The sequence below is a fragment of the Microcoleus sp. SVA1B4 genome (assembly GCF_036700545.1).
Taxonomy (GTDB): domain Bacteria; phylum Cyanobacteriota; class Cyanobacteriia; order Cyanobacteriales; family Microcoleaceae; genus Microcoleus.
Genome location: NZ_JAUBPB010000004.1, coordinates 147439 through 172787 on the forward strand (window position 1 = coordinate 147439; position 25349 = coordinate 172787).

At 45.1% G+C, this 25349-nt stretch carries 28 protein-coding genes; 11 read left to right on the plus strand and 17 right to left on the minus strand.

The window, feature by feature from the left end; all coding sequences use genetic code 11:
* Positions 1-37: 37 nt before the first annotated feature.
* Positions 38-562, minus strand: a complete 525-nt coding sequence (gene cysC / locus QT987_RS03625) for an adenylyl-sulfate kinase (RefSeq protein WP_333224077.1) — start codon at positions 560-562, stop codon at positions 38-40.
* Positions 563-900: 338 nt separating this feature from the next.
* On the opposite strand from cysC, the gene QT987_RS03630 reads away from it, so the two are divergent.
* The 4 genes from QT987_RS03630 to hetR all read left to right on the plus strand — a co-directional run bounded on the left by QT987_RS03630 (position 901) and on the right by hetR (position 5632).
* Positions 901-2703: an FAD-dependent oxidoreductase gene (locus QT987_RS03630; RefSeq protein WP_333237327.1), complete on the plus strand. Its 1803-nt coding sequence runs from the start codon at positions 901-903 to the stop codon at positions 2701-2703.
* Positions 2704-2801: 98 nt separating this feature from the next.
* Positions 2802-3041 carry a hypothetical protein gene (locus QT987_RS03635; RefSeq protein WP_333237329.1) on the plus strand — a complete coding sequence of 80 codons (240 nt, stop codon included), beginning with the start codon at positions 2802-2804 and terminating at the stop codon, positions 3039-3041.
* Between the two features lie 604 nt (positions 3042-3645).
* On the plus strand, positions 3646-3873 hold the full coding sequence (locus QT987_RS03640; protein WP_333237331.1) for a hypothetical protein: 228 nt from the start codon (positions 3646-3648) through the stop codon (positions 3871-3873).
* An 853-nt stretch (positions 3874-4726) separates the two neighbouring features.
* Positions 4727-5632, plus strand: a complete 906-nt coding sequence (gene hetR, locus QT987_RS03645; RefSeq protein ID WP_333034952.1) for a heterocyst differentiation master regulator HetR — start codon at positions 4727-4729, stop codon at positions 5630-5632.
* Between the two features lie 277 nt (positions 5633-5909).
* Here hetR and QT987_RS03650 read toward each other — a convergent pair whose 3' ends face one another.
* Positions 5910-6776 (minus strand): TIGR00297 family protein, encoded by an 867-nt coding sequence (locus QT987_RS03650; protein ID WP_333237334.1) that lies wholly within the window; start codon positions 6774-6776, stop codon positions 5910-5912.
* 37 nt (positions 6777-6813) lie between these two features.
* Positions 6814-8028, minus strand: coding sequence for an RNA-guided endonuclease InsQ/TnpB family protein (locus tag QT987_RS03655; protein ID WP_445299701.1), 1215 nt, complete (start codon positions 8026-8028; stop codon positions 6814-6816).
* Positions 8029-8087: 59 nt separating this feature from the next.
* Here QT987_RS03655 and QT987_RS03660 point away from each other — a divergent pair, with 59 nt between their 5' ends.
* On the plus strand, positions 8088-8519 hold the full coding sequence (locus tag QT987_RS03660) for a VOC family protein (RefSeq protein ID WP_242724508.1): 432 nt from the start codon (positions 8088-8090) through the stop codon (positions 8517-8519).
* 143 nt (positions 8520-8662) lie between these two features.
* Here QT987_RS03660 and QT987_RS03665 read toward each other — a convergent pair whose 3' ends face one another.
* From QT987_RS03665 to QT987_RS03680, 4 genes are all read right to left on the minus strand, one after another.
* Complete coding sequence (locus tag QT987_RS03665; protein ID WP_333105924.1) at positions 8663-9115, minus strand: HNH endonuclease; 453 nt, start codon at positions 9113-9115, stop codon at positions 8663-8665.
* 2 nt (positions 9116-9117) lie between these two features.
* Positions 9118-9390, minus strand: coding sequence for a hypothetical protein (locus tag QT987_RS03670; protein WP_333237337.1), 273 nt, complete (start codon positions 9388-9390; stop codon positions 9118-9120).
* 145 nt (positions 9391-9535) lie between these two features.
* Positions 9536-10147, minus strand: coding sequence for an alpha/beta fold hydrolase (locus QT987_RS03675; protein WP_333237339.1), 612 nt, complete (start codon positions 10145-10147; stop codon positions 9536-9538).
* Positions 10144-10767 (minus strand): alpha/beta fold hydrolase, encoded by a 624-nt coding sequence (locus QT987_RS03680; protein WP_333237341.1) that lies wholly within the window; start codon positions 10765-10767, stop codon positions 10144-10146. The genes QT987_RS03675 and QT987_RS03680 overlap by 4 nt, the downstream gene beginning before the upstream one ends.
* A gap of 317 nt (positions 10768-11084) precedes the next feature.
* Here QT987_RS03680 and QT987_RS03685 point away from each other — a divergent pair, with 317 nt between their 5' ends.
* Positions 11085-11546, plus strand: coding sequence for a hypothetical protein (locus QT987_RS03685; RefSeq protein ID WP_333237343.1), 462 nt, complete (start codon positions 11085-11087; stop codon positions 11544-11546).
* Between the two features lie 104 nt (positions 11547-11650).
* Here QT987_RS03685 and QT987_RS03690 read toward each other — a convergent pair whose 3' ends face one another.
* Positions 11651-12808: a tetratricopeptide repeat protein gene (locus tag QT987_RS03690; RefSeq protein ID WP_333237345.1), complete on the minus strand. Its 1158-nt coding sequence runs from the start codon at positions 12806-12808 to the stop codon at positions 11651-11653.
* Between the two features lie 941 nt (positions 12809-13749).
* On the opposite strand from QT987_RS03690, the gene ltrA reads away from it, so the two are divergent.
* The 3 genes from ltrA (at position 13750) to QT987_RS03705 (ending at position 16117) form a co-directional block, all read left to right on the plus strand.
* Complete coding sequence (gene ltrA / locus QT987_RS03695; RefSeq protein WP_333237347.1) at positions 13750-15462, plus strand: group II intron reverse transcriptase/maturase; 1713 nt, start codon at positions 13750-13752, stop codon at positions 15460-15462.
* A gap of 147 nt (positions 15463-15609) precedes the next feature.
* Positions 15610-15903 (plus strand): DUF4258 domain-containing protein, encoded by a 294-nt coding sequence (locus tag QT987_RS03700; RefSeq protein ID WP_333237407.1) that lies wholly within the window; start codon positions 15610-15612, stop codon positions 15901-15903.
* Complete coding sequence (locus QT987_RS03705; protein ID WP_333237349.1) at positions 15893-16117, plus strand: YgiT-type zinc finger protein; 225 nt, start codon at positions 15893-15895, stop codon at positions 16115-16117. The genes QT987_RS03700 and QT987_RS03705 overlap by 11 nt, the downstream gene beginning before the upstream one ends.
* 18 nt (positions 16118-16135) lie before the next feature.
* On the opposite strand, the gene QT987_RS03710 is transcribed toward QT987_RS03705, so the two are convergent.
* The 7 genes from QT987_RS03710 to sir form a co-directional block, all read right to left on the minus strand.
* Positions 16136-16357 carry a hypothetical protein gene (locus tag QT987_RS03710; RefSeq protein ID WP_333237351.1) on the minus strand — a complete coding sequence of 74 codons (222 nt, stop codon included), beginning with the start codon at positions 16355-16357 and terminating at the stop codon, positions 16136-16138.
* Between the two features lie 68 nt (positions 16358-16425).
* Positions 16426-16890: a hypothetical protein gene (locus tag QT987_RS03715; RefSeq protein ID WP_333237352.1), complete on the minus strand. Its 465-nt coding sequence runs from the start codon at positions 16888-16890 to the stop codon at positions 16426-16428.
* A gap of 53 nt (positions 16891-16943) precedes the next feature.
* The gene (locus QT987_RS03720; protein ID WP_333237355.1) at positions 16944-17384 is read right to left on the minus strand and encodes a lysozyme inhibitor LprI family protein; all 441 of its coding nucleotides are present in this window, start codon (positions 17382-17384) and stop codon (positions 16944-16946) included.
* A 106-nt stretch (positions 17385-17490) separates the two neighbouring features.
* Positions 17491-17838: a type II toxin-antitoxin system PemK/MazF family toxin gene (locus QT987_RS03725; protein WP_333231359.1), complete on the minus strand. Its 348-nt coding sequence runs from the start codon at positions 17836-17838 to the stop codon at positions 17491-17493.
* Positions 17828-18058 (minus strand): hypothetical protein, encoded by a 231-nt coding sequence (locus QT987_RS03730; protein WP_333053401.1) that lies wholly within the window; start codon positions 18056-18058, stop codon positions 17828-17830. The genes QT987_RS03725 and QT987_RS03730 overlap by 11 nt, the downstream gene beginning before the upstream one ends.
* 80 nt (positions 18059-18138) lie before the next feature.
* Entirely contained in the window at positions 18139-18954 is an 816-nt protein-coding gene (locus QT987_RS03735) for an RsmE family RNA methyltransferase (RefSeq protein WP_333237357.1), read from the minus strand.
* 240 nt (positions 18955-19194) lie between these two features.
* Positions 19195-21186 carry a sulfite reductase, ferredoxin dependent gene (gene sir / locus QT987_RS03740; protein WP_333237361.1) on the minus strand — a complete coding sequence of 664 codons (1992 nt, stop codon included), beginning with the start codon at positions 21184-21186 and terminating at the stop codon, positions 19195-19197.
* 298 nt (positions 21187-21484) lie between these two features.
* Here sir and QT987_RS03745 point away from each other — a divergent pair, with 298 nt between their 5' ends.
* Positions 21485-21733: a chlororespiratory reduction protein 7 gene (locus QT987_RS03745; protein ID WP_333237364.1), complete on the plus strand. Its 249-nt coding sequence runs from the start codon at positions 21485-21487 to the stop codon at positions 21731-21733.
* 95 nt (positions 21734-21828) lie between these two features.
* On the opposite strand, the gene QT987_RS03750 is transcribed toward QT987_RS03745, so the two are convergent.
* Together QT987_RS03750 and QT987_RS03755 are read right to left on the minus strand one after the other, a co-directional pair.
* Complete coding sequence (locus QT987_RS03750) at positions 21829-22209, minus strand: hypothetical protein (RefSeq protein WP_333237367.1); 381 nt, start codon at positions 22207-22209, stop codon at positions 21829-21831.
* 118 nt (positions 22210-22327) lie between these two features.
* Positions 22328-23491: a glycosyltransferase family 4 protein gene (locus QT987_RS03755; RefSeq protein ID WP_333237369.1), complete on the minus strand. Its 1164-nt coding sequence runs from the start codon at positions 23489-23491 to the stop codon at positions 22328-22330.
* Positions 23492-24338: 847 nt separating this feature from the next.
* Here QT987_RS03755 and QT987_RS03760 point away from each other — a divergent pair.
* On the plus strand, positions 24339-25319 hold the full coding sequence (locus QT987_RS03760) for an ABC transporter substrate-binding protein (protein WP_333237372.1): 981 nt from the start codon (positions 24339-24341) through the stop codon (positions 25317-25319).
* Positions 25320-25349: the final 30 nt, after the last annotated feature.

The window sequence follows — 25349 nt, forward strand, 5'->3', positions numbered from 1 at the left end:
CGCTTTTTGCCCCTATCCTCATCCAACCCCGCCAACATCAAATGTAACCCAACTGTTCTAACTTGGTCAGAACTTTTTTAACACTCTCTTCCACACTTTCTCGCTCTGTGTAACAAATAATCTCAGGATTAAGCGGTTCTTCATAAGGATCGTCAATTCCCGTAAAACCCTTAATTTCTCCTGCTCTCGCCTTAGCGTATAGCCCCTTGACATCGCGACCTTCGCACACTTCTAACGGCGCTGTGATATATACTTCAACAAAATTGGGCTCCATTGCTCTAATTTCGTCGCGAATTGCTCTGTAGGGGCTAATAGCTGCGGTCATTACGGCTACTCCATTGCGGCTCAGCAGGTGAGCTACAAATCCAATCCGCCGAATATTAGTATCTCTGTCTTCTTGGCTAAATCCCAAACCTTTTGACAAGTTGGTGCGAACGACATCTCCATCCAATATTTCAACTTTGCAACCTCTTGCCTTCAATTCAGGTTCGAGAGCTTTGGTGATAGTTGTCTTGCCGGAACCGCTCAGCCCGGTAAACCACAAAATAAAACCTTTTTCCATTTTCAGCCGTTAATTACTAACTTGGAAATTATTAAGACGTAAAACTTTATAGATGCGGTTCCCTTTTTTCTATTATCGTTATTCGCGGTGTCATATTGGCAATATTTGCGCGCCAAAAGTGAGAAATCAAAATTTGCGATCGATTGGGCGGTCATTTAGTAACAAAATTGTGCCCTCGCTGCATACATAATTCCCGATTTATTATTTGTCAAGTCTTTACACACCAAAATTCAATTCGCGATCGCCAACGCCGAACATCTATCCGTAGCGCACTCATCACCTGACTGAGCCTTTCGCAATCTAAAATCTAAAATCTAAAATCTAAAATCCTATTTCCCATGTCCCCAACCTTGAAAGCAGATGTTTTGGTAGTCGGTGGTGGCACCGGCGGCACAGCAGCAGCCGTGCAAGCAGCCCGCCGCGGTGCCAAAACTATTTTAGTAAGCGAATTCCCCTGGCTGGGAGGAATGCTGACTTCCGCAGGCGTTTCTGCCCCCGATGGCAATGAATTAGCAGCTTTTCAAACCGGTTTGTGGGGCGCGTTTTTGCGGGAACTCCAGCAGCGACAGCCGGGAGGTTTGGATTGGGGCTGGGTCAGTTTTTTTACTTACGATCCCCGGATCGGTGCTGAAATTTTCGCTGATTGGGTTAAATGTTTGCCGAACTTGCGCTGGATTTGTGGACAAAAAGCTCAAGATGTGCTAAGGGAAGAATCTCGCATTTCTGGCGTTCGGTTTGCAGATTTTACGGTTTCGGCCAAAATCACTTTAGATGCCACGGAATTGGGAGATTTGCTGGCTTTAGCGGATGTTGGGCACCGCTGGGGTTGGGAATTCCAAGCCGAGTGGGGAGAACCCAGCGCGCCGATCGCCCCTAATGATCTCACAGAGCGTTATTCGGTGCAAGCTCCGACTTGGGTGGCAATCATGCAGGATTTTGGTAAAGGTGCGCTGGCGCCAGAAATTCCTGCGCCGCCTGTTGAGAATCCCGATCGATTTATCGGTGCTTGGGACGGTTACACTCCCGAACAATTTCTCAATTACGGCAGGCTTCCGGGGGGATTGTTGATGATTAATTGGCCGATTCGAGGTAATGATTATGGTGAAGGGGTCGATCGACTAATTGCATCTAAAGCATCTCGACAAGAATTCCTCCAAGAAAGTCTCTGGCACAGTCAAAGTTTCGCCCGCTTCATTCAAACGCAACTCGGCCCCCGCTACGGCCTTGCACAGAATATTTTCCCCCTTTCAACGATCGACAATCAACAAAATTCTTCCCTTCTTCCTTCTTTTGCCTTACATCCTTACTACCGAGAAAGTCGCCGCTTGCGAGGGATAAGTACAGTCAGAGAACAAGATATTTTGCCTATTGTCGGTGGCAGAGTCGCGAAGTTGCCGATAAATTCTGAGGGTATTTGTGAAACAATTGCGATCGGGAACTATGCCAATGATCACCACTACACCAGTGGCGACATTCCCTTGCAGCCAAAATCGATCCGCTGGGGCGGCCGCTGGACTGGAACTCCGTTTACCATTCCTTACAGCGCCCTAATTCCTGCGAGTACGGACGGTTTGCTAGTCTGCGAAAAAAATATTTCCGTATCTCACATCGCTAACGGTGCAACTCGCTTGCAACCGACGGTAATGAATATTGGACAGGCGGCGGGGATGGCGGCGGCTTTGTGCGCGGAATCTGGATGTCAGCCGCGGGAGTTGCCGGTGAGAGTTTTGCAGGAAGCTTTGCTGCAAGATTCCGAGGCGAGTGCGGCGGTTATTCCTTTATTTAATTTGACACGGGATCGATCGGACTGGCTCGATTGGCAACGCTATTATCTCGATCGACCCCAAGCATATCCCGCCAGCGGCGAATGTCAGGAGTCAGTAGAAAAACCAAGCAGTCAAACAGCAAATACCCACAGCCAATTTTCTGGCATTTTCCGTCGCCTCCGCGAACAAGACTGGACACTAACGCTGACAAGCCCCGCATCTGCGGCCGGTCAAACTTGGCAACTCGTGACTTTGGACTCGGAAACCGACAGATTTTTACACAGTTGCGAAACCGAAAAGCCTCTGACAGTATGGGGCAGGCTGAATTCGGCAGGTGCTTGGCTGCTGGCGGACTCAGTAGAATTGAAGAGGTGAGGTTTTTTGCAGAGATCCGAAAAATTCACAGAAATTTATCCTGATAGATCGGGGAGAGTCCGTATCAGTTAATAGACAATGACACGGATACTAACCCCATGCAAACTTACACACCAATTGCTTTACAGATTGCTTTACAGAGTCTTTTGGGCGTTACTTTGAGCGCCACTGTCGTTCGAGCCTTTGAATCCCTCGTCGGACTGCTGGAAGTTGCCACCGCTTCATACATTTTATCCGCCCAAACCGAACAAAGGGGCGATCGTTCTCCTGAAAGAGGCAGCGGACGCCGAGAGTTCAGTGAACCTAATCTTTACACTCATCAACTACAAGCATTTTAATGACATTGGACGAAAGCGATTTCCGTTATTGAGTTAGTTTCTGCCGCCCGTGTCGAGCGCTGAATCTGATTTCCTGGGATGATAGTTTTTCTGGTTTCCAAGGCAACTGCATTTCTTGTTTACAGTCATTAGGATATTCTTTTATGTGATGATAGCATATAAACCTTAAACCGCCATCTATCGAGACATTGAAGCTCGTATTTGGCGGTTTTGTATATTATTGCAACCTTCTGGGTAGTGCAATTAGGATTTTTTTTATTACTGAAGCAAGAGATTTTATTTCATTTTACATCGACTTCTGGCTGCTCTCATAGATCAGATGCTACGCATCTAAAGTGTCTGTTGCTTCGGGAGGGGGAGAGGGTGAGAAAGGGAGAGGTAAAGATAATTTTCCGCTTTTTATACAAGGATTTTAGGAGACAATTTAAAGGCGCGATAGCTTAACTAAAGCCTTTTTCCTTCTTTCTTTTTCCTTCTTCCTTATGATTCCTGATTCCTGATTCCTGATTCCTAATTCTATAGTTTGATAATTTCAGGGAAATTCATCCTGATAGGTCTGGGTAAATGTCGTATCTCTAAATAGATACTGAGACGAATACTACCCATGAAAACCTACACTGCAATTGCTTTACTGAGCCTGTTGGGCATTACCTTGAGTGCCAGCGCCGCTCAAGCTTTTGAATCTTCACTCCCCATGCTCGAAACTGCCACCGCCCAATATATGTTGTCAGCCCAAACTCAACAAAAGCCCGAGCGTCCTATTAAGAGGCGAGGCAACCGCAGGGATTTTACCGAGTCTAATGTTTACACTCATCCGCTACAAGATTTCTAATCGCACTGGAGGCAAGTGATTACCACAACTGAGTTGCTTTGGGCCGTTCATTCGATCGCGCGATCGGATTTTCTGGAATTCTAGTGTTTCAGGTTAAGCGACAACTGCACTTTTTGTGGACAGTTCTGAGAAGATTGTTTTTTGTTTGAAATATGTTAGCATATAAACGGGAAACCGCCATCTACCTAGAGATAGATTCTAGTATGTGGCGGTTTTGTATTGAAAACGCTTCAATTAAACAAGCACTAACCACAGGCCTCGGATCATCTGGGTTTTTCAACCGATATCCCTCGCCCCCCACGCCTTATTTTGGCGTTGCACAATTTGAGGCGGATTTTTGTGGGCTGTCCCGCCTGCTGTGAAAATACAGCGGACGGGCAACGAGATCCCATCCCACAAAACTATCAAAATCTTCCCGCAATTATGCAACAGCCTTATTTTAGTTGATAAAACCGGGTTTGGGCATCCATGACTATTCAAGAATTAGGGGCTCGGAGTCGCCTCAAATTCCTGGCATCGCAACAGTTATTTACGTTCTCCCCCCCACAGGTAGGGTTTAATTTTCAACCGCTGCACTATAATTAACTTGCGATAACTAACTTATATATAGGTAAACTGTCAGCGCAGAGGGTGCAGCAATCTACTTAAATTGGCCACCAATAAGAACCACTTATGCGGTGTGGATAGCCTTTAAGCCCATGCCCCTGTTACATCAGGGAACTTAACTAACCTGAATATTAGGGTAGCTGGCAAGCTTTCCGGCGACAGTCGGCTATGCTTGATTCGGCGCTCTCGCAATAATTTAATGGAGGATGACAAAATGCCTCCTAATTTGGCTATTTCGGGGATAGTGATGAAAAATGACTCTTTAGATCTGGTCAAAAGCCTCAGCCCTAGTGCAATGGATCAGATCATGCTATATCTGGCGTTTAGCGCCATGAGAACCAGTGGGCACAGGCACGGGGCGTTTCTAGACGCGGCCGCAACGGCGGCTAAGTGTGCCATTTATATGACTTATATGGAGCAGGACAACAACCTGCGGATGACCGGACATTTGCATCACATTGAGCCTAAACGGGTGAAGGTGATTGTTGAAGAAGTCCGGGAAGCTCTGACTCAGGGAAAATTGCTGAAAATGTTGGGTTCCCAAGAACCTAGATATTTGATTCAGTTTCCTTATGTCTGGCTGGAACAGTATGGTTGGATGCCGGGACGCCCTCGCATTCCGGGAAACAATTTGACTGTAGATGAAAAAAAATATCTCGAAGGCAAAATTCCTCCTAATCCGCCAGACGCTCAACTGATCAATTCTTTTCAGTTTATGGAGTTGATCGAGTTTCTGCACAGGCGATCGCAAGAAGATATGTCTCCAGAAAGACGAATGCCTTTGAGCGAAGCTCTAGCAGAACACATTAAGCGACGCTTGATCTATTCTGGGACAGTGACTCGCATTGATTCTCCTTGGGGAATGCCGTTTTATGCCCTCACTCGCGCTACTTACTCTCCGGCAGAGCAGGAAGAGCGGACATTTACTATGGTTGAGGATACGGCTAGATATTTCCGGCTGATGAAGGATTGGGCGGAAAAACAACCGAAGGTGATGCGAATTATGGAGACTTTGGATATTCCGCCGGAACGGCTCGACCAAGCCCTTGAGGAATTAGATGAAATTATTCGCAATTGGGCCGATCGCTATCACAAGCGGGGCGAACCGACGATGATTTTACAAATGGTTTTTGGGCCGCAAGACGACGCTTAGTTTGATTAACTATTAATCATTAGTCATGAGTTGATTGCTTGAGACTAATGACTAATGATTAATAGCTAATAGCCCTGGATGGCGCAACCGGCTTTTTTTCCAAAAATACTGCGTTAATCGTTTGAATTCTCGTAAAAAACTAGGTTTCTTGGGCCGCGAATGCGTCCAGGATTAACTAAGGATCGCGAATTAAATAACTTACAATTTTAATTGTTATTGTGGGATGGGCGGGACGCCCATCCCACTTTCAAGAGTGGAAGTTATTTAATTCTCATTCCTAAGCTAAAAAAGCTCTCCAGGTCGCCGCTAAAATAATCGCTGCGATCGCTCCTATGAGCGTATTGAAAAAATTTACCACCTCGTTCGTCAGCCACTCAAACTTTGATTGCACCGTCGCCCCAATCACACTCTCTATGTTCGTGGCAATAAAAGCTGCAATAACACAAAAAACAATCCCTGTCAAGTCAATTAAACCTACGGCCCAACTTAAAAGCGCAATCAAAATTGAGCCGACAATACCCGCGATCGTTCCTTCCAAACTTACGGCCCCTTCCGTACCCCTGGGTACAGGTTGCAAGCTGGTAATCAAAAAAGTCCGCTTCCCGTAAGCTTTGCCGATTTCGCTGGCGCAGGTATCGGAAAGTTTGGTGCAAAAACTCGCCGCGTAACCCAGCAATAACAGGGAAATAGCATCTTGTGGCACAGGCATCTTGCCTGTGTCTGCTAAAACAGACATCTTGCCTGTCTCTCCTAAAACAGACATCTCGCCTGTATCTCCTAAAATAGATAATGCCAAAACTCCCAAAGCGCAAAGAGTAGCGGTTAAAGCCGAACCCCAGACATTTTCTGGGCCTCTGGCGCCTGAACGCTTTTCGGCTATGCCTTCTGCTTCTTTTTGGGCTTTGCCGATGCGCGTAACTCCCGATCCGACAAGAAAGTAAAACATCACGACAGCATAGCCTTGCCATCCCAAACAGCCCCAGATGAGGACGCCCAATACCCAGCCGTGAAATTGCCCAGCAGGAGTGAGCAATTTTTTAGGAGCAATGGTGGCGATCGTGAGTAAAAATGTATTTAGGGCGATCGCCACCAACCAAGGATTAGACCAAGATAAATAATTAAAGAACAATTCTGAATTCTGCATTTACTACCTCCTTGACATCCACCCCGCCCTATAAGGGCTAGAATTCCCAAACCTCACGATTTAGGTTTCTGCTTCTGTCCCCGAGACGGGTTTTTCGCAACTGCCTTTTAGAGGAGTCTCTATCTGGTCTTACGTTCGCTCCACAGACTGCAACGGCAAGCCCTGCCGCCAAAATATTCTTAGCCGCGTTCAAATCTCGGTCATGGTTCATCCCACAATTAGGACACTCCCACTCCCTGACACTCAACGGCATTTTCTCAACAATATGCCCGCAGTTTTCGCATCTTTTAGAGCTGGGAAACCAGCGGTCAATTTTTACCAGTTTCCGCCCGTACCACTGGCATTTATAGGTAAGTTGTCGCGTCAGTTCACCCCAACTAGCGTCAGAAATAGCTTGTGCCAGTTTGCGGTTCAAGACCATATTTTTGACAGCCAAATCCTCAACTATTATCGTTTGGTTTTCGCGCACGAGTTGAGTTGTCAGCTTGTGCAAAAAATCTTTGCGAGCATCGGCTATCTGCCCGTGTATTTTGGCTGCTTTAAGTCGCGCCTTGTGCCTGTTGTTGCTTCCTTTCTGTTTCCGAGACAAGGCTTTTTGCGCCCGCCTCAGCTTCTTGTGCAGCCGCTTAAAGTGTTTGGGGTTAGCAATCTTATTGCCGTCACTGGTAGCAATCAGACTGGTGATCCCAACGTCCAAACCAACTGCTTTATCGGTTTTGATCTGCGGTTTGACGGTAGGGTCATCTACCAGCAAGGAGACAAACCATCGTCCTTGTGTATCCAGTTTGACCGTAATGGTGGATGGATTGCATCCAGGAGGGATTTGCCTGCTCCACCTAATCGGCAAAGGTTCGGAGCATTTAGCCAGAAATACTTGAGAGTCTTTCCACCGGAAAGCAGACTTAGTAAATTCAGCGCTACCGCCGTGATGCTTTTTCTGAAAGTTGGGATATTTAGCACGACCGGCCCAGAAGTTAGTAAACGCCTTTTGCAAATGTCTGAGTCCCTGTTGCAGAGGGACACAGCTCACCTCCGAAAGAAAATCAAGCTCTGGCTCTTTTTTCCAACTTGTCAGCATGGAGGAGGTTTGAAGGTAATCAACTCGTTCTTGACGAGAGTACCAAGCCTCTGTACGGGCAGCCAGCGCTTTGTTGTATACCAGTCGAACGCAGCCCAAAGTCCGTCGCAAAAGTGATTCTTGCTCGGTGGTGGGATAGAAGCGGTAGCGATAGGCTTTTTCCATGCCGGACATTTTACCACGTTCCGTGTAAAGCCGTCCTGTAAGGACGGGGTTTCAAACCCATTTTTCTGATGAACCAAGTCTTATTTCATCTTGCCTTCCCCGTGACCGATATTGCCCAAACCAAAGCGTTCTATGTAGACGGGCTCGGCTGCCAACTAGGTCGCGAATCGCCTAATTCTGCGATTATGGGTTTGTGCGGCCATCAAATTGTCGCCCACGTCAGCCGCGAACCTTTGACGCCTCAGCGAGGCATCTATCCCCGGCATTTTGGGTTAATTTTTACTTCCGAAGCTGACTGGGAAGCGTTGTTAGAGAAAGCCCAGCAAAACAACTTAAATTTCTATCAAGAACCGAGACGGCGATTTGTTGGTTTGCCTACAGAACACCGCACTTTCTTCTTAGAAGACCCTTTCCACAATATACTTGAGTTCAAGTATTATTGTGAAGCTGAAGCAATTTTTGGCCGCAGCGAATACGCTGAAGTTGGGGATGCTGTTTGATTGCTGCGCGAAATAACAACCAGTTGCAGCATAAACTGTTGGGCATCTAAATTGTCTTTTTGGGGCGGGCGAGACGCCCAACCCCTACTCCCCACAAGAATTTTCTTAAATTTGACTATACAATTTAAATGCACTTCAGCATATCAACTTTCGGATTGAATCAAATCACCTGCTGGTGGATGTCGCCCTATAGCTTTGTCAGCAGTACGAATATTAATAACTCTTTCTCGATTTAAGACTAATGCTGTAACTGTAGCTCGTCCAATTGTAGTTAAACCAACTATTGATAATCCATCCGCCGACCAAATAAAATGTTCGTTCCAGGTATCTTGTCTGGGATTAAACAATGGTACTTCTACACTCGACTGGGTATCTATGGCTGTAGTTTTATCGGATTTTTGACGGTTGCAATGAAAGCAAGCTAGTGCCAAATTGTCAATATTGTTACTCCCTTTTTTAGTGAGAGGAATGATGTGCTCGATCGTAAACTCTACATACTGCCATTGTTCGGAAGCATGGCAATATTCACACAGACAGTTTGCTCTCTGACGAACTTGATTTTGGATATTCTCAGGAATTTGACGGCGAGCTGACATTTCTATACTGTAGGCTGAATCTGGCCCAAGAAAAGATTGCGGACAGTTCGATTGACAAAACTGAGGTAATCGTCGATTTCTTCGTAAAGATTCAGTTCTTGGTCTTCTTCGGGATTGAGTTGCAAATTTTGTTGTTTTTCCAACAGTTCTTCTATGCGATTTTTGACTGTTGTAGAGGCTCGGAAAATCGGTATTCCTTCCACTAATTCAATGCGAACTGCTCCTTCTATAGGCAGAGTGTCTCGCAGATTTTCCAGTTTGGGCAGGACGATCATAATTGTTGATTTTATGGGTGTCAATTAAGATTATATCAATAAATTTTAAATCCGTCTAGCTAGACTCGAAAATACCGAAGACCGAACCCCTAATTTTAAAAAAAAATCGAGGTTTTCAAAGCAGAGCGTTTTACTTTACAGCCAGCTATTTATCAATCTTTAAGGGTTCTGACAGTGCTTCAGCGACCGCTTTTAAACTGCTGGAATGCCTCGCCATCATGGCATGGGCAAAAACCGACAATTTAACTTCTTTGGCCGCCGATATTTGGGAACTAGAAGCGGGTACGATGATGAAATCCCAATCTGTCCAAATCGAAGTAAAATTGAGCTTTTCTAACAATCCTGCATCTCGATTTAAATCTTCCAGAAAAGCACTGCCAGGACGCATTTGAACGCAGCCTTTTCCCCAGAGAGTGTAAGCCATCCAAGTACCGCTGTGAGGAGAAGATATGGCAATAAAGCGCTGCACTCGGTTAAGGCCGCCTAACCTTTGCAGGTAGTAGCGAGTTACTAAGCCGCCCATGCTCCATCCTACTATATCTAAATGCTGTTCAGGCGCAAAGGTTTTGTCTATATAATCTGCTATTTGTTGGGCTAATTCGTCTATGCTGGCGTTGCCCCAATGGGGCGAAAGATTGAGGGTGTAGACTGACCATCCCAGTTGGGTCAGGTAGGCAGACATTTTGTGAAAAATTCCCGATTTTCGGAAGATTCCGTGAATTAGCAAGACTGGGTTGCGGCTGAAATTGCTATTCATTTTTCAGTGGGAATTTTATTTTCTATAGGTGCTTTGAGTTCTTCAACTATTGCGTTAATACTTAGGGCTTCTGTCACCATTTGGCGGTGCAGCAAAACGTTGACTTTAACTTCTTTACCTACTGGCATTTGGGAGCTGTTCGCCGGTACAATCATTATGTCAAATGGCGTCCACATTGATGTAAAGTTTATGCGTTTGAGCATTGTCACATCTTGATTCAAATCGCGCAGCAAGCCACTATCGGGGCGCATATCCAGGTATCCTGGTAGGCGTAGGGAATAGGCGGTGAGGGTGCCGTGGTGGGGGGAAGAGAGGGTGATGAAACGCTGTACGCGGTTGATTCCTCCGAGTCGCTGGACGTAGTAGCGGCTGACGATGCCGCCCATGCTGTAGCCTACTATGTCTAAAGATTGTTCTGGGTCGAAGGTTTCAGAGATGTAGTCTGCGAGTTGCTTGGCGAGTAAGTCGAGGCTGAGGCTACCGTCGTTGGGGGTGAGGTTGAGGCTGTGGACTGACCATCCGAGTTGGGTGAGGCGGGCGGACATTTTGCTGAAAATCATCTTTGTGTCCCAGATGCCGTGTATCAGGATGACGGGATTGCGATCGAGCGAACTGTTCATTTGAAAAGAAAATTGCTTGCTAATTACAGCATAAATCACTCCCCTAGGGAGTTTTACCCCTACTAGGACAGCTAGCCAATCGGATCGAGGTACGATCGACCATTAGTGGGAATCCCTAACAAATTCTGAGATACTTGTAAATAAGTGCAAAGCAGCCTGGTATTTATACTTAGTAATTTGCTTTGATGAGGTAGCTTAGATACAGCAAAATGTAAATTTTGATTAAGAAATGTAGACAAAAGTTGCCTTACCTCGTAGTCTAATTTTGTTGACAAGCTTGTAAAAATTTCTCTAAAAGAACAAAAGGAGTAAGTCTAATGTTTGGTTTTATCAAAAATTTCTTCGGCGGTATTTTCGGCTTTTTCGGCAGACTATTGGGCTTGAAAAAGTCTGAATATTTCCTAGATTTGGGTGAATCGGGAGCGAAGGAACCAGCAAAAGTTGCGCCTGCGAAGTCTGAGCCTGTGGCGATCGCACCGGCAAAAGTTGAGCCTGTTAAGTCTGAAAAGTCTGAGAAGTCTGAACCTGCTAAGAAGGCTAAGGTAGAGAAAAAGTCTAAGAAAGACAAGGAACCAGTCGCTAGCGTTCCTGCTAATACTCCCGAACCTGCGAAGGTACCTGCGGTTGCAGCAACTAACGGCAAAGTGCCGAGTCAAGCTGAACCGAATCGGACTTTTGCTCCTAATAATTTAATGCCGACACCAACTGGAAGTCGTCGGAGCCCTGGCCCCAGCATGAACAATTTCCGGGAAATGGCTCGTCAGGTGAAAACGAAGTAGGAAATTGGGAATTGATAATAGGGAATTGGGCATTGGATAATTCCCAATGCTGGCGTTAACAATTTAAAAATGGGATTGCTCATTTTTAATTTTAACTATTTGTTCTATTCCCTATTTTCTGGGTTTCTGAGGAAGGCTAATCCGCTGTATAGCTGAAAAGCTGAGTCCCAAGGAGTTTCTGATTTGCGCTCGACTTCTATATGAGATTCGATCTTGCTCAACATATTAGTGTAATCGAGCACTGTCTCGGCAAAGGGCGTAAATTCTGACCAAACTGTAACGTCAAGCTGGCGATCGAATATTTCCAATAAGTTATTCCAGTTAATTCTGGTGGTACTTTGAGGCATTTGTTGAGAGTTTTTGACTGTCGATGTTTTGTTTTTCGGGTTCGGTGAAGTGGGGATATCGGCAGAAGCTTTGGTGAAGTCAACTCCTTGTTGAAATTCGTAACTTTGGTCGCAAATTCGCAGAATGCAGTTTCTGCTGGGAATGTGTAAGTCACAGATTTGAGCGTAATCTTGCCGGATTTCTCTGTGGCGAAATTGATCCTTTCTTCGGTTGGGCGAGTAGTCCATGACTTCGATGAACATCGGCAACAAGCCTTCTACTCTTTGGGTAACTTCTGACCAGCTAAATTCGATCGCACCGAGTCGTGAGAGTTTATCTTTGCAAACAACGGCTGGAGAAGAGAGAGACTGGAAGTGTTGCACTCGGAAGATTTGGATTTTTTGAATATCGCTTAAGGTTGCCCAAAATACGGGAATGCCGGCGTTGATGAGTTCTTGACCATAAATTCGGAGTTCGGCGATGGGGCCAGTTTTGTAGAGTCTCCAGCCGCGGCTTTGGATTTGCATCCGGGTTGTGTAGGCGTCGATTTTAAATATTCTGCTGATATTTTGTACGGCTGCGGCTTTGTTTTCGGGACTCACGGGTTCGAGGATGAGGAGTCCGGGTTCGAGGTTGCTGGGGTCGTTTTTAGCAGTTTCTATGGCTTGTTGGCGGAGGTTTTGTTGTGCGGTTTCAATCCGTTGAATAGCTTGGCGGGTCTGGGAGAGGATTTTGGGGTTGGTGATGTCGCGGAGTATTTGTTTGTAGGTTGTTTGGGCTTTTTCGAGCTTGTTGGTGAGTTCGTAGTAGCGGGCGATATAGTATTGTACCCACGGATTTTCGGGGGAGTCTTTTTGTAGTTTTTTGATGAGTTGGGCAGCTTGTTTGTATTCTTTACCATCGAGGGCGGCGACTATTTGGTTGATGTCTGTCATGGCGATTGGGGGAATGGCGTTGTTTCTATCTTGGCTGATGTTTGGGTGGTTTCGCCACTGGTTAAAAAATTTTGCTGTTGTGTTAACTTATAGATATAGCAATCCTTGCAGGAGTCGTAAATTTTTGACCCCACCCCAACCCTCCCCTTATCAAGGGGAGGGAGTAAGAAATTTACAAATGATTTAGGATGCCTAAGCTGTTCTGCATTTAAGTTGTCTGTCAAAAAACAATCTAACTCTTGTGGGGAGTAGGGGCCCTAGCGTCCCGCCCGCCCTGAATATGCAATTTACAGGCGCGACAGCTTATATGATATGAAACTATGAGTGCGATTCGTTTAACCAAAAATAAGGTTTAAAACCCTTATGGGACGGTTAGCCCAGTTAAAAAACTGGTGATAACTGATTACATTTGTAGGTGAGATTCTGTGAATCAAGTCCTATCCTCCAAGTGCAGGAGTGAAAGCATAACCCCTGGTTTATTGGGCAGCAACCAATAGGCTAAAGCGGGGTTAAAAGGCAGAAATACTAAAAGCCAAATTTGGTAACTGTCGAGCAAGAGTCTATGTGTAGCGAAAGCAAAGATGTGTTTGAACCATCGTAATCGTAAATGGTGTAATGGCTGAATCAAGAATAAATCCGTTAAACAATACGGTAAAGACTGATTAACACCAAGCCAAAAGGCAAGGATAGGGCATAAGCGGTTTAATGGCCGACTTATAAGCACCGCCCGAAAACCCGGTGGAGAGCATCACGCTAAAGACTAAACCAATGTGTAATCGGAACGAAGTAACTCTCTTAAATCTCTGGAAAGGTCGATCCCCAGTAAGTAGCTAATGAATGATTTAAGAGAGAGGGATTGTATCAAAAGCGAATGCCTCACTGTAATGGTGTGAATATGCTGACAGATACACGGTAATTCCAATGGAGTAGAACAAGTAGCAATGAACATATCTAAAACGCTGAACAATCAGACGGTGGAGTGGAAAGACATCAACTGGCGAAAGTTAGAAAGGGTGACTTTCAAGTTGCAAAAGCGCATATACCAAGCGAGTGAACGTGGTGATGTTAAAGCAGTTCGTAAACTTCAAAAGACCCTGATTAGGTCGTGGTCGGCAAAATGTATCGCGGTACGTAGGGTGACACAAGATAACCAAGGTAAAAATACGGCGGGAGTGGATGGTGTGAAAACATTAACCCCAAAGCAACGTATTAACCTGGTAGGCAAGTTAAAGTTAACTGGAAAGGCAAAACCCACTCGTAGGGTAATGATTCCTAAACCTGGTACTACTGAAACAAGACCATTAGGAATCCCAACGATAAACGACCGCGCACTGCAAGCGTTAGTTAAACTAGCGTTAGAACCTGAGTGGGAGGCAAAATTTGAGCCAAACTCATACGGTTTTCGACCAGGACGTTCCTGTCACGATGCGATTGAGGCAATCTTTCTCAGTATCAGATACAAAGCCAAATACGTGCTAGATGCTGATATTGCTAAATGTTTCGACCGTATAGACCATAAAGCATTACTCTCCAAAATACACACATACCCCACTCTAAGCCGTCAATTAAAGGTATGGCTAAAAGCAGGGTACTGCGTGCAGGGTAGTTTATTCCCTACTAATGACGGCACACCACAAGGCGGGGTCATTTCTCCGCTACTGGCGAATATTGCCTTACATGGTATGGAAGAAAGAGTTAAACAGTACGCGGAAACACTAAAAGGAGCAAAAACGAACAATCGTTATGCCCTTAGCCTAATTCGCTATGCTGACGACTTCGTGATTATCCATGAGGATGTAAACGTAGTCAATAAATGTCAAGAGATAATTGCAGAATGGTTGAGTGACATGGGATTGGAGTTAAAACCCAGTAAAACAAAATTAACCCACACCCTCATTAAGATTGATGGTAATGTTGGGTTTGAGTTTCTAGGATTCCATGTACAACAATATAAAAGTGGTACATATCGATGTGCCAAAAACCCACGTGGAACACTGCTAGGTTTTAATACACTAATTACACCCTCCAATACAAAGGTTAAGGTGCATCTAGCTAAGATGGCTGCTGTAATAGATACCCATAAAACCGCCCCACAAGCTGCTTTAATTAGTAAGCTGAACCCAATCATTAGAGGCTGGTCAAACTATTACTCAACCTCTGTCAGCAAGGAAACCTTTTCAAAGGTTGACTACTTAACATACAACAAGTTAAGAGCCTGGGCAAGAACGAGGGGAAAAGGAAACATCAACAAGGACAAATACTGGCGAACAGTAGGCAACCGCAATTGGTGTTTCAGTACAGAGGATGGATTAGAATTGCTCACCCATGTAGGTACGCCAATCGTAAGGCATATAAAGGTCAAGGGTGATGCTAGTCCGTTTGATGGAAACTGGACTTATTGGAGCAAGCGTAGAGGAGAATACCCAGAAACCCCCAACCGGGTTGCGACATTAATTAAGCGTCAAAAGGGTATTTGTCCTCACTGCGGTTTGTACTTTACCAGTACAGACATTGTAGAAGTTGACCATATTAAACCAACATCGTTAGGTGGAAAAGATACCTACAATAACTTGCAACTTCTACACAAACACTGCCATAACACAAAGACAGCAACAGACGGGTCAATACGCTCTAAAGAAGGCGATAAAACCTGATAGTTAGTCTTGAATCGTATCCATAACAAGGATGGAACTATCAAGGAGCCGGATGAGGTGAAAGTCTCATGTCCGGTTCTGAAGGAGAGGTAGAGGTGGCAACGCCTCTATCGACTCTACCCAATCATTGAAAAAATACGTGTCAAAATTGTCAAAAATGATTTTGAGCTTTCACAACACGCAGTAAACCAAAGCATAGTTCGCCGTATCAGAGTACAAGAACTCCGGGAAGCAATAATGGCCGGTGAAGTTATCGAAGAGTATCCCGATGACAAATATGGCCCAAGCTGTTTGATTTTCGGTTTGACCATTGGCAATAGACCTTTGCACGTTCAGTGCAGTTATCCATCTCGTCCTTTGGTAAAAATCATTACTTTATACGAACCAGAACCGAAAATCTGGAGTAATTTTAAGTTAAGGATAAATCAAAATGAACAATGATATTTGGCTAGAAACAATGGTGGAAGAAAAAGTAAGTTATACCCTTGAAATCAATGGTAAGTTTATTATCATTGAAAATGTTCCTGCTAGAGTGTGTGTGGAAACGGGAGAGCGCTTTTTTTCACCTGAAACTGTAGAACAGTTGCAGAAGATGATTTGGGAAGAGAGAAAGCCTATTAGGGTGATTGAAACACCTGTTTTTGAGTTTGCTTAGCACTTGGTTTAAATTGAGTTAAAGCTGATTGGAATTAACGCTTAATGTGTAAGTACCTTTGCTTGTGCGATCGCATCCTTTAACAACTATTTTATAAGTGCCGTTACTAGGCAATTTTACGGTGAGTTGAGACTCTCGGCGATTCTGGGAGTTGCCTGTTTTTTGGGAAATATTTTTGCCGCTGGTGTCGAACAGTGTTATGTTGTGGTCGAATGCTCTGCTTTTGAGGTCGATCGTCATAGATTGACCTGCGCGTCCTTGGAAGGCGTGTTCGCGGGATTCGCCTTCTTTTAAGGTTTCTCGGCGCTCTAGGAGGGAGAGAGAGAGGTGACTTTTGGTCGATCGACATTGCTCAAATCTAAGCGGTAATTTGTGGTTGTTGCACCAGGGCCATTTCCGTTTCTGACTGCGATGATAAAGGCTGTTTTGTTGTTGGGGTCTCGGACTATTTTGTCAATAAATTGGGATTGTATTTGTTTTGCTGTTAGAGGTTTAGGTTGGTTGAAGTTGGGTTGTGAGGTACAGAAAAGCACGGATCCGTCTAGATAGCGGGCGGCGTAGAACCAATAGTTTTGACCGTTAGTTGTAAATTCGTTTCTGCTAAAGATAGTAAATCTTTCAAGTTGCGGTAGTTGCTGATTGCGCTGGCAATTTTTATCGATGTAGATTTGGTTGGCTGATGGCTGTTGCTGGGCGAAAACTGCTGGGACGATGGTGGTGACAATTGCTGAGATGAGGGTGAGGGTGAGGGGGAAGGGCGATCGGGTTTTCATAAATACTTGTTTCTATTTATTGTTGTCAGGTATTGTACGCTGTACTTCCTATTCTATCTCTGTTTTAAATACTTTTCTAATTCCGCAGTGCGCTGTTTCGTCATGCGATCCAAACATTCATTGAGGAAACCTCGATAACCCGTACCGCCACGATTTTTATAAACTTCAAATTCACAGGTTTTATCTCTTAACTGAATCCACCCTAATTGTGCTTCGGAAAGTAGCGCCCGCTCTTCGCCGCTCAATTGGGAAATCAGTTGTTTGTAAATCTCGTTAAGTCGTTGATCCGAGGCTTCGTAATTCAACCGAATACAAGCTCTGACTTGCACATCTCCTTGCGGGCGATCGCAATTAATCTGTTGAGCAATGGGAAAGCTCGGAGATTGTGCAGAAACTGATGTTGTACCAAAAATTGCCAAAAGTGCGTGAAGCGAAGCTATCCCGTAGGGAATCGACCAAAAGAGCGATCGACCTTTCCTCAACTCTATTTTCATTCCTCCTCAACCCATTTATCTGATAATTCCTCTTAACACGAGACAGAGTTGATTTGATTAATTTAAGTGTTTTTTTATATTTACTGAATTAAAACGCCTTTTTTTATCAGATTCCAAAAGTGTGCTTGAGTGCTGCATCCACTGCCACCATATCCGACAAAATACCAATTTTGCGATCGATTTCAACTTCTAGAAGCGTCACAAGATTGTCTGTCATAATTACCGAGTCAGCTAGCAATCCCGTTTGCTGCCCTTCCGGTGTTGCTAGGGAAACAAAAACCCGGCTTGGGTGTCCTGAACGGGCTAAGTTGCTAGTAATCATTGCCGTAATTGTTTGCCCTAAACCAGTCCCCAGATTATTAGCTTGAACTATCAAAGCTGGACGGCGTTTCGCAGTACGCAAATCCGAGCTGGGAAACAAAACCAAAACCACATCACCGCGACTATAAGGCATCGTAAGCATCCATCTCCGGTAGTTCCCAATCAGGAGCAAATCTACTCAACCGAACCCGTAAATCTGCTGCTTCTTCCTGGTTGATACCGCGAGATTGCAAGTTTACTAACCCTAATTTTGGCATAAAAGTAACAATAACTTGCGCTTCTTCTATGTCGGCAGGCATTTCCAATAACTCAATTTTGCCATTTCGGTATATCCCCTCTACTGACTGTAACATATTACTCCTATGATAATTATCTATTTACATTTTAGCTGCGATCGCCAAACCCATCCAGTCTCCGATCGGCTTGGTGGATATTAGCACTTCTCAAAGGCCGCTCCAACTAAAGACAAAGCCACAATCGGAGCTGTCACCGCTCTCAGAATTCTACTCCCCAAAGAAACAGCTTCAAAACCCAATTCGATCGCCCTTTCCACCTCACCCTCAGTCCATCCACCCTCCGGGCCAATAGCTATGACAATCGATAATTCTCCCCCAGGGGGCGGGCACGGGGGCACCGCCCCTACAAAATGGGGTTCTAATTCTTGCTCCCCCCTTAACAAGGGGGGCTGGGGGGGTTCTAAATTACCCAACAAACAATCCCACAAATGCCGATTGTCTCCGCGAGCAACACAAATATATCGATATTTTTGACCGCAATCTTTCACAGAAATATCAAACGAAACAGGCTCTAAAATCGTCGGCACAAATTGACGTTCCGACTGTTCCGCCGCCTCCGCAGCAATTCTTCTCCACCGATCGACCTTCTGAGAACTCGGTTTGAGCAATGTTCGATCGCTCGTTACCGGCACAATACTTGCCACACCCAACTCCGTTGCCTGCCTCACAACCTCGTCAAAACCGTTTCCCTTGGGCAATGCCGCCATCAAAGTTACTGCCACGGGTAGCTCCCTGTTCACCGCAATCTCCTCTGCTATCGAGGCAAATAACCCGGTTTCCCGTACTTCTAGGACTGCTAACCACCAATGCCCTCGCCCGTCCATCGCAATAAATCGATCGCCCGCTTGCAAACGTAGCACTCGATTTAAATAATGCTGCTGTTCTCTAGTTAGGTCGATTTGGCGATCGCAAATTTGAGCTGCTGTAACTGCTAATCTTTGTAGTTGAGGCATTGAATTGGGGATTGTTCGTTTTCTATTAGAGATTTTTTTTATTTAACCGCAGAGAACGCAGAGAACGCAGAGGAAGAGAGAATGAGAGGAGATAGGCAGGCGGGGTTTCAACTGTTCAAAAAACTATAAAGGCAAAGCATCTACAACCGGAATTATTTTACAAATTCAAGTTTTTTCTGCAAATGCTCTGCCTTTATATTGCTGTTGCCAGAAGTCTATTGAATACTATCGAAAATCGGCTTATCCTTCCTCCTTAATCTTCTTTAAATAAGTGGAAATCGCTTCTGTAGCTAGCTGCGTAATCGGCTTGCCCTGACGGGCTGCTTCTTCCTTGAGCTCGTTGTAGATTTCATCGCGGACGCTAATTCGACGGCGGACTTTGCCACCGCCAGCAGTGGCAGTCTCGTTTTCATCGCCGTTACTAGACGTAACTTCTAATTCATTTATCTCAGTTGTCATCGAGTCAGCAGATTGGTAGTTGGTTACAAATTGACGGATAGATTCTAACCCGACGCGATCGCAAAAATTGCCAAAACTCTCGCTCAGTTGCCGTTTTTGCTTGAAATAAACAAAAATCGGCTCCAGAAAAGCTTCAAAATCCTTGACGTGCAGCTTTTCCTCAATGGGTTTTGCCAGCCGCGTTTGGTCGGGAGAACCGCCCAGCCAAATCTGGTAGGATTCCGGGGAACTCCCGACAAACCCCAATTCTGCCATATAAGGGCGGGCGCATCCATTTGGGCAACCCGTCATCCGCACCACAAAATGCTCGTCTGCCAAGCCAACTTTGGTCAAAAGTGCGCGAATTCGCTCTAAAATGCTGGGAATCACGCGCTCAGACTCGGTAATCGCTAACCCGCAAGTCGGCATTGCTGGACAAGCCATCCCATAGCGCACTAAGGGGTCGATCGCAGTTTCTCGCTGAATGCCGCATCGATCGAGTATTCCCTGAATTTCCTGTTTGATATCCGGCGAAACATCGTAAATCAGCACGTTTTGGTGCGGTGTCGCCAGTATCGGCAAGTTGTACTTCTGCACGATTTCCCGCAAAGCTGTTTTTAGCTGAAATGAACCTTCATCCTTGATCCGGCCATTATCCACAGAAATGCCGACAAACAGCTTGCCGTCTCCTTGTTCGTGCCAGCCCAAGAAATCCAAATACTTCCACTCTGGCAGCGGTTTAAAGGCTTCTAGTGGCTTGCCAAAATATTCGGCTACTTTTTCGCGGAACCACTGTACGCCTTTGTCGTTAATCAGGTACTTCAGCCGCGCGTGCCGTCTGTCTGTGCGATCGCCGTAATCTCTCTGGGTTGCTACAATTGCCTTGACCAAATCGTAAACATCGTCCTTGGCCACATAGCAAATCTCATCCGCAACCCGCGCAAAAGTCTCTTCTTTGTTGTGAGTACGGCCCAAACCGCCGCCAGCAAACACGTCAAAACCTTGCAACTCGCCAGCTTCATTGGTAATTACCACCAAGCTCAAATCCTGAGAGTACAAGTCAATTGAATTGTCTCCCGGCACGGTAACGGAACACTTGAACTTGCGCGGCATATAATGGCTGCCGTAAATCGGTTCTTCTTTGTCGTCGCTAAAGATTGTGCCGTTGCCGTTTTTCTGTCTCGCGGCCTTGACTGCGGGGTCTTCCTCGGCTGAAACAGCTTTTTCGCCGTCCAACCAAATTTCGTAATAAGCACCGGTTTGCGGTGTCAGCAAATCGGCGACATTGTTGGCGTATTGCAGCGCATACTGGTATTCTGGGCGATTTTTGTATGGTGCTGGCGGTGCCATGACGTTGCGGTTCAAGTCGCCGCAAGCTCCCAAGGTTGACCCCATATTTTTAATAATTGAGGAAAACACTACTTTAAGATTTTTTTTCAACACGCCGTGCAGTTGGAAACCTTGGCGCGTTGTGACGCGGAGCGTGTGGTTGCCGTATTCTTCAGATAGCTTGTCTAAGGCTAGGTATAATTGCGGCGGAGTGAACCCGCCGGGATTGCGGGTGCGGAGCATGAACTGATAGTCTTTTTCTTGTCCTTTAACTCGATTGTCGCGGTTGTCTTGCTGGTACGAGCCGTGAAATTTGAGAATCTGAATCCCCTCTTCGGTGAAGTGGGTAGTTTCTTGTAACAATTCAGTCGCAACGGGTTCTCGTAAATAGTTGCTGCGTTCTTTGAGACCTTCTGATTTAGAGGGTTTGCGCGCAACTGGGGTTGAAGTGGAAGATGTGATCATGGGAATGTATAGTGCCAGTTATAATTAGATACAGCCGATCGAATATTTCTTGACAATTTGACACTTGACAAATTTGCACTTGACAAATCTCCTCAGAAATGCTGTGTCGGATCTGTTGAGAACTCGGTTAACAAGTAAGTTAACAAGTAAGTTAATAACGGTAATCCGCTAGGAATTCTGATGTTGTTCAATTGTAACACGATCGAGCCGGGGCTGAAAAATTGTAATTAAGAGTTTATACTTTCGATCGCTTAAGTGTACGAAACTTTAGAAATAATTAACCTCAACCTTTGAAACTATGTCACTGTATGACGAAGACACTTTTGTGGTGTTAGAAACAAACCAGCCAGAGCAGTTTTTGACTGCGGCGGAACTGTTAGAAAAGCTGAAAGCCGTCTTAACCGAGAAACACGAAGATTTGCCGCAGGACGTGAATAAAATATCTGGCGTGGAAGCTCAAGCCAAGTATTTGATTGATACTTATTGTGAATTAGATGTCGGGCCTGGAAAATTTTTGCAGTGGTATGCAGTGCGCTTGGAAAAGTAATTTTAGGGATGGGAATTGGTAATACAGTTAGCCGTTAGCAGTTAACATTCAACAATTCTCCAATCTAAAATCCCAAATCTAAAATCTAAAATCGGTTAATCTTCTAACTGTTGAACCGATGATACTTCTACTGCGGTAACATCGATCGTACCGGGCGGTGTCAAGCGACTAAAATGACCTTCCTCTATTTTCAGAGGTTCGCCGCAGTTGGCACACTGAAGCTGAGTTTGATTTAAGGCTGTAAATTCGTATTGACAAACTGGACACTTGTCCTCAATTAAATTGCGTTTCAGCCACCACTGAAGCGCGAAAAATGCAACCACAGGCGTCAGCAACAAAAAAGCTACTAAAATCAACACTGATTTAACTATCCAACCCAAACCAATAGACACCAACAAATACGCGATGCCCAGCAGTATCAGCCAATTACTAATACGGGGTAGCTTGAAAGATATTTTGGGGGTGCCTTGGTTCACTGTGGTCTCCTTGGGTGTCTTTGCAGGTAGGCATAACTCTATCCTACTCAGAAATTCCGGCGGTCGATCGAGTTAATTTTCCCATTGTACACCCAGAAACCGCTCTCTACGTTATAAGTTAATCAGAGTCAGAGGGTTGAAAAATTCCTTGTAAGGATTGACAAAGGGATTCAAAACTAAATCTTGCCAGGGTTTGTTCCCTCAACCAGTGGCGATCGCACCTTTTATCCTCCCCTCGCAGCATTTCTACACAAGCAACCGCTACTGCTGCTGAATCTCGGTGGGGAACTCGCCATCCCAGTTTACCATCTTGCAGCGGATCTGCCGATCCGTCCGCGTCTCCCGCGAGTACGGGTACTCCGCAAGCCAGCGCTTCCAAATAAACTATACCGAAGCCTTCCTGGGAGGGCATTACATAAGCATCGGCTAACTGGTAATGTGCTGCTAAATTTTCTGTGGGTACAAAACCGGCAAATATTACTCTTTCGGTAACTCCCAAATCCTCAGCGAGTTTCGCTAATCTAGATCGATCGTCTCCTCTGCCAATAACTAAGTATTTCACATTCGGAAAAGTTTCGGCTATTTGTGGCAAAGCTTGAATGGTGACATCGACGCCTTTGTAAATATCCGTCGATCGCAATCTGGCTACAGTCATCAATATTTTAGCACCAACCAAATTGTACTGCTCTAATAAATCCTGTGGCTTGGGCCCATTCGTAAATATATTTTCATCTACAGTACAAGGCACTATTTGGAATTTTTCGGGATTTAAGTTGTTAATTTCGCAAGTGCGTGAAGCTAAGCTATCCCGTAGGGAATCGCGCGTATACCTGCTAATAGTCCAAATACTCTCAGCTTGTCTCATTGCTGTTTGATATTTGGGCCCAAGCGGTTCCCACACTTCCTTGCCGTAAGTTAAAATTGTGTAGGGGATTCGCAGCGGCTGGCATAAAGTTTGAATTAGCGGTGCGAGTTTGATGTGACCGCAAAAAACCCGCTGTGGTCGTTTTTGCAGCAAGCGAGTTAGTAATACTGTAGCAAACTTAAGACGGCCCAACCAGGGATTATCGGTTTTGAGGTAATAAAATGTTAGATTTTTTGACTCGTAAGGATTGTTGCAGTCTGGGGAATCTCGCAACAACAAAACTTCAGCTTGCGGCGGCGAGTTCGTGTTTCCGGTTATTGACACGTAAGCTTTGAAAATGTCTTGAACGTAGGATTGAATACCGCCTTCGCTGGCAAATATTTCTAGGAAACAGAATAGGTGATTTGTCGATCGCATCTCTGATTTACCTATTGACAGCGCAGACAATTATTGCATTATAGTGATTTTGTCAAAAAGGGCGATCGGCATTATCTAGAGCTTCTAAACCCTGTCCTGATGACTGTAATTGCAGGTTTTACAGGCAAATATTTGACTCGCCTACTCTCAGCGTTAGTTTTGAGCGGCGCTCTGCTTTTTTACTAGGGCTTTTTAACTAGCTGCATGGGTGAGCGCGAGGCTTTGCTTTCACTTTACTATAATCTACCGTAATTGACCGTAAACTTAATGATTTTTTACAATATCCTACCCCAAGCAAAATTTAAGATTTATTGAGTTGGCGCGGCGCGTCCGACCAGACCGAGGATTAGCATATCGGTGCCGATTGAGGCGATCGCATCTTTAGTTTTTGGTAAAAGTATGGTCTATCCAAAGATAGATAGCGAGGCTGTTTTTAACTGTTATCATCAGCAAACATAGAGAGTTAAATTCAATATGACTCGACCAGGTTTTAAAAGCAATTTCTGAAATATTTTGTTGAAAATATTCTCCTAAAATTTTCTCACAAGTGGAAAAATTTTAATGCTCATAAAGCATTTAAAAAATTCAAGCATCGTTGATTTCTGGAGCAGGGAGGAGCGATACTGGATATTCGTATCTTTTCTGTTTCCCCAAGCAGTCTAACGAGCCGAGCCAGAAAGTTTTACGAGCCGAAAAAAAACAAGGTATCGTACAATAATGTACGAAGAAAAGCAGAACCCCTAAAACATTAAGTATTCGAGCTTAAACCTGACCAAAGCTAATGTTAGGTTGGCAATGTCATATTTACGAGTGACTCTCTCAAAACGAGAATTCATTGGAGTTTGAGGTGAAACGAGTAACGATCGCACTCAGTCTTTTTAGTCTACTCAGTAGCACTCTGGGAAGTTGCACAGCCACTTCCCAGAACGCTCAAAACAGCATACAACCAAGCAACTCCGAACTTTCATCAGTTGCTGTAGCAGTCCGTGACCTCGGCAATCCATTCTTCGTACAAGTTGGCAAGGGCGCTGAGGCCGCAGCCAAGAAAATCGGCGGTGCAAACGTGAGGACAACTCTCGTTTCCAGCGGCGACGATTTAAATCAGCAATTTAATCAAATCGAAAACTTTATTGCCTCTAATGTCAGCATGATTGTACTCAATGCTGCTGACACCAAAGGCATTGCCCCGGCTGTCGAAAAAGCCAAGCAGGCCGGAATTCCGATAATTGCAGTTGATACCGCCGCGGAGGGAGGCGTTGATGCGACAGTTACTTCAAATAACGTGCAAGCTGGCGAAGTAAGCTGTCAATATATAGCCGATCGCTTGAAAGGCAAAGGCAGCGTTGTGATTATCAACGGGCCTCCCGTCGCTTCAGTCGTCGAGCGAGTTCAGGGTTGCCAAAGTGTCTTCTCCAAATATCCCAACCTCAAGGTTCTTTCCAAAGATCAGAACGCTGAAGGCAGCCGCGATGGCGGGTTAAGAGTGATGAGCGATTTGCTTACTTCCTTCCCGAAAATTGATGCTGTTTTTGCAATTAATGACCCCTGTGCCATTGGTGCAGAATTAGCAGCAAAACAAGCACAAAGAAGCGAGTTCTTTATTGTGGGAGTCGATGGTGCACCTGAAGCTTTAGATGCGCTCAAACAGAACAACAGTTTATTTGTGGCTACAGCAGCTCAAGATCCATTTCGCATGGCAGCCAAGGCAGTTGAAGTCGGTAACGACATTCTCAAAGGAAAAAAGCCAGCCAATCCAAACATTCTGATTCCAGTCGCGCTGATTACTCGCGAAAACGTCGATCGACATAAAGGCTGGACAAGCGAGTGACCTTCTTCGTGTCAAGTTAAGCTGTCAGTC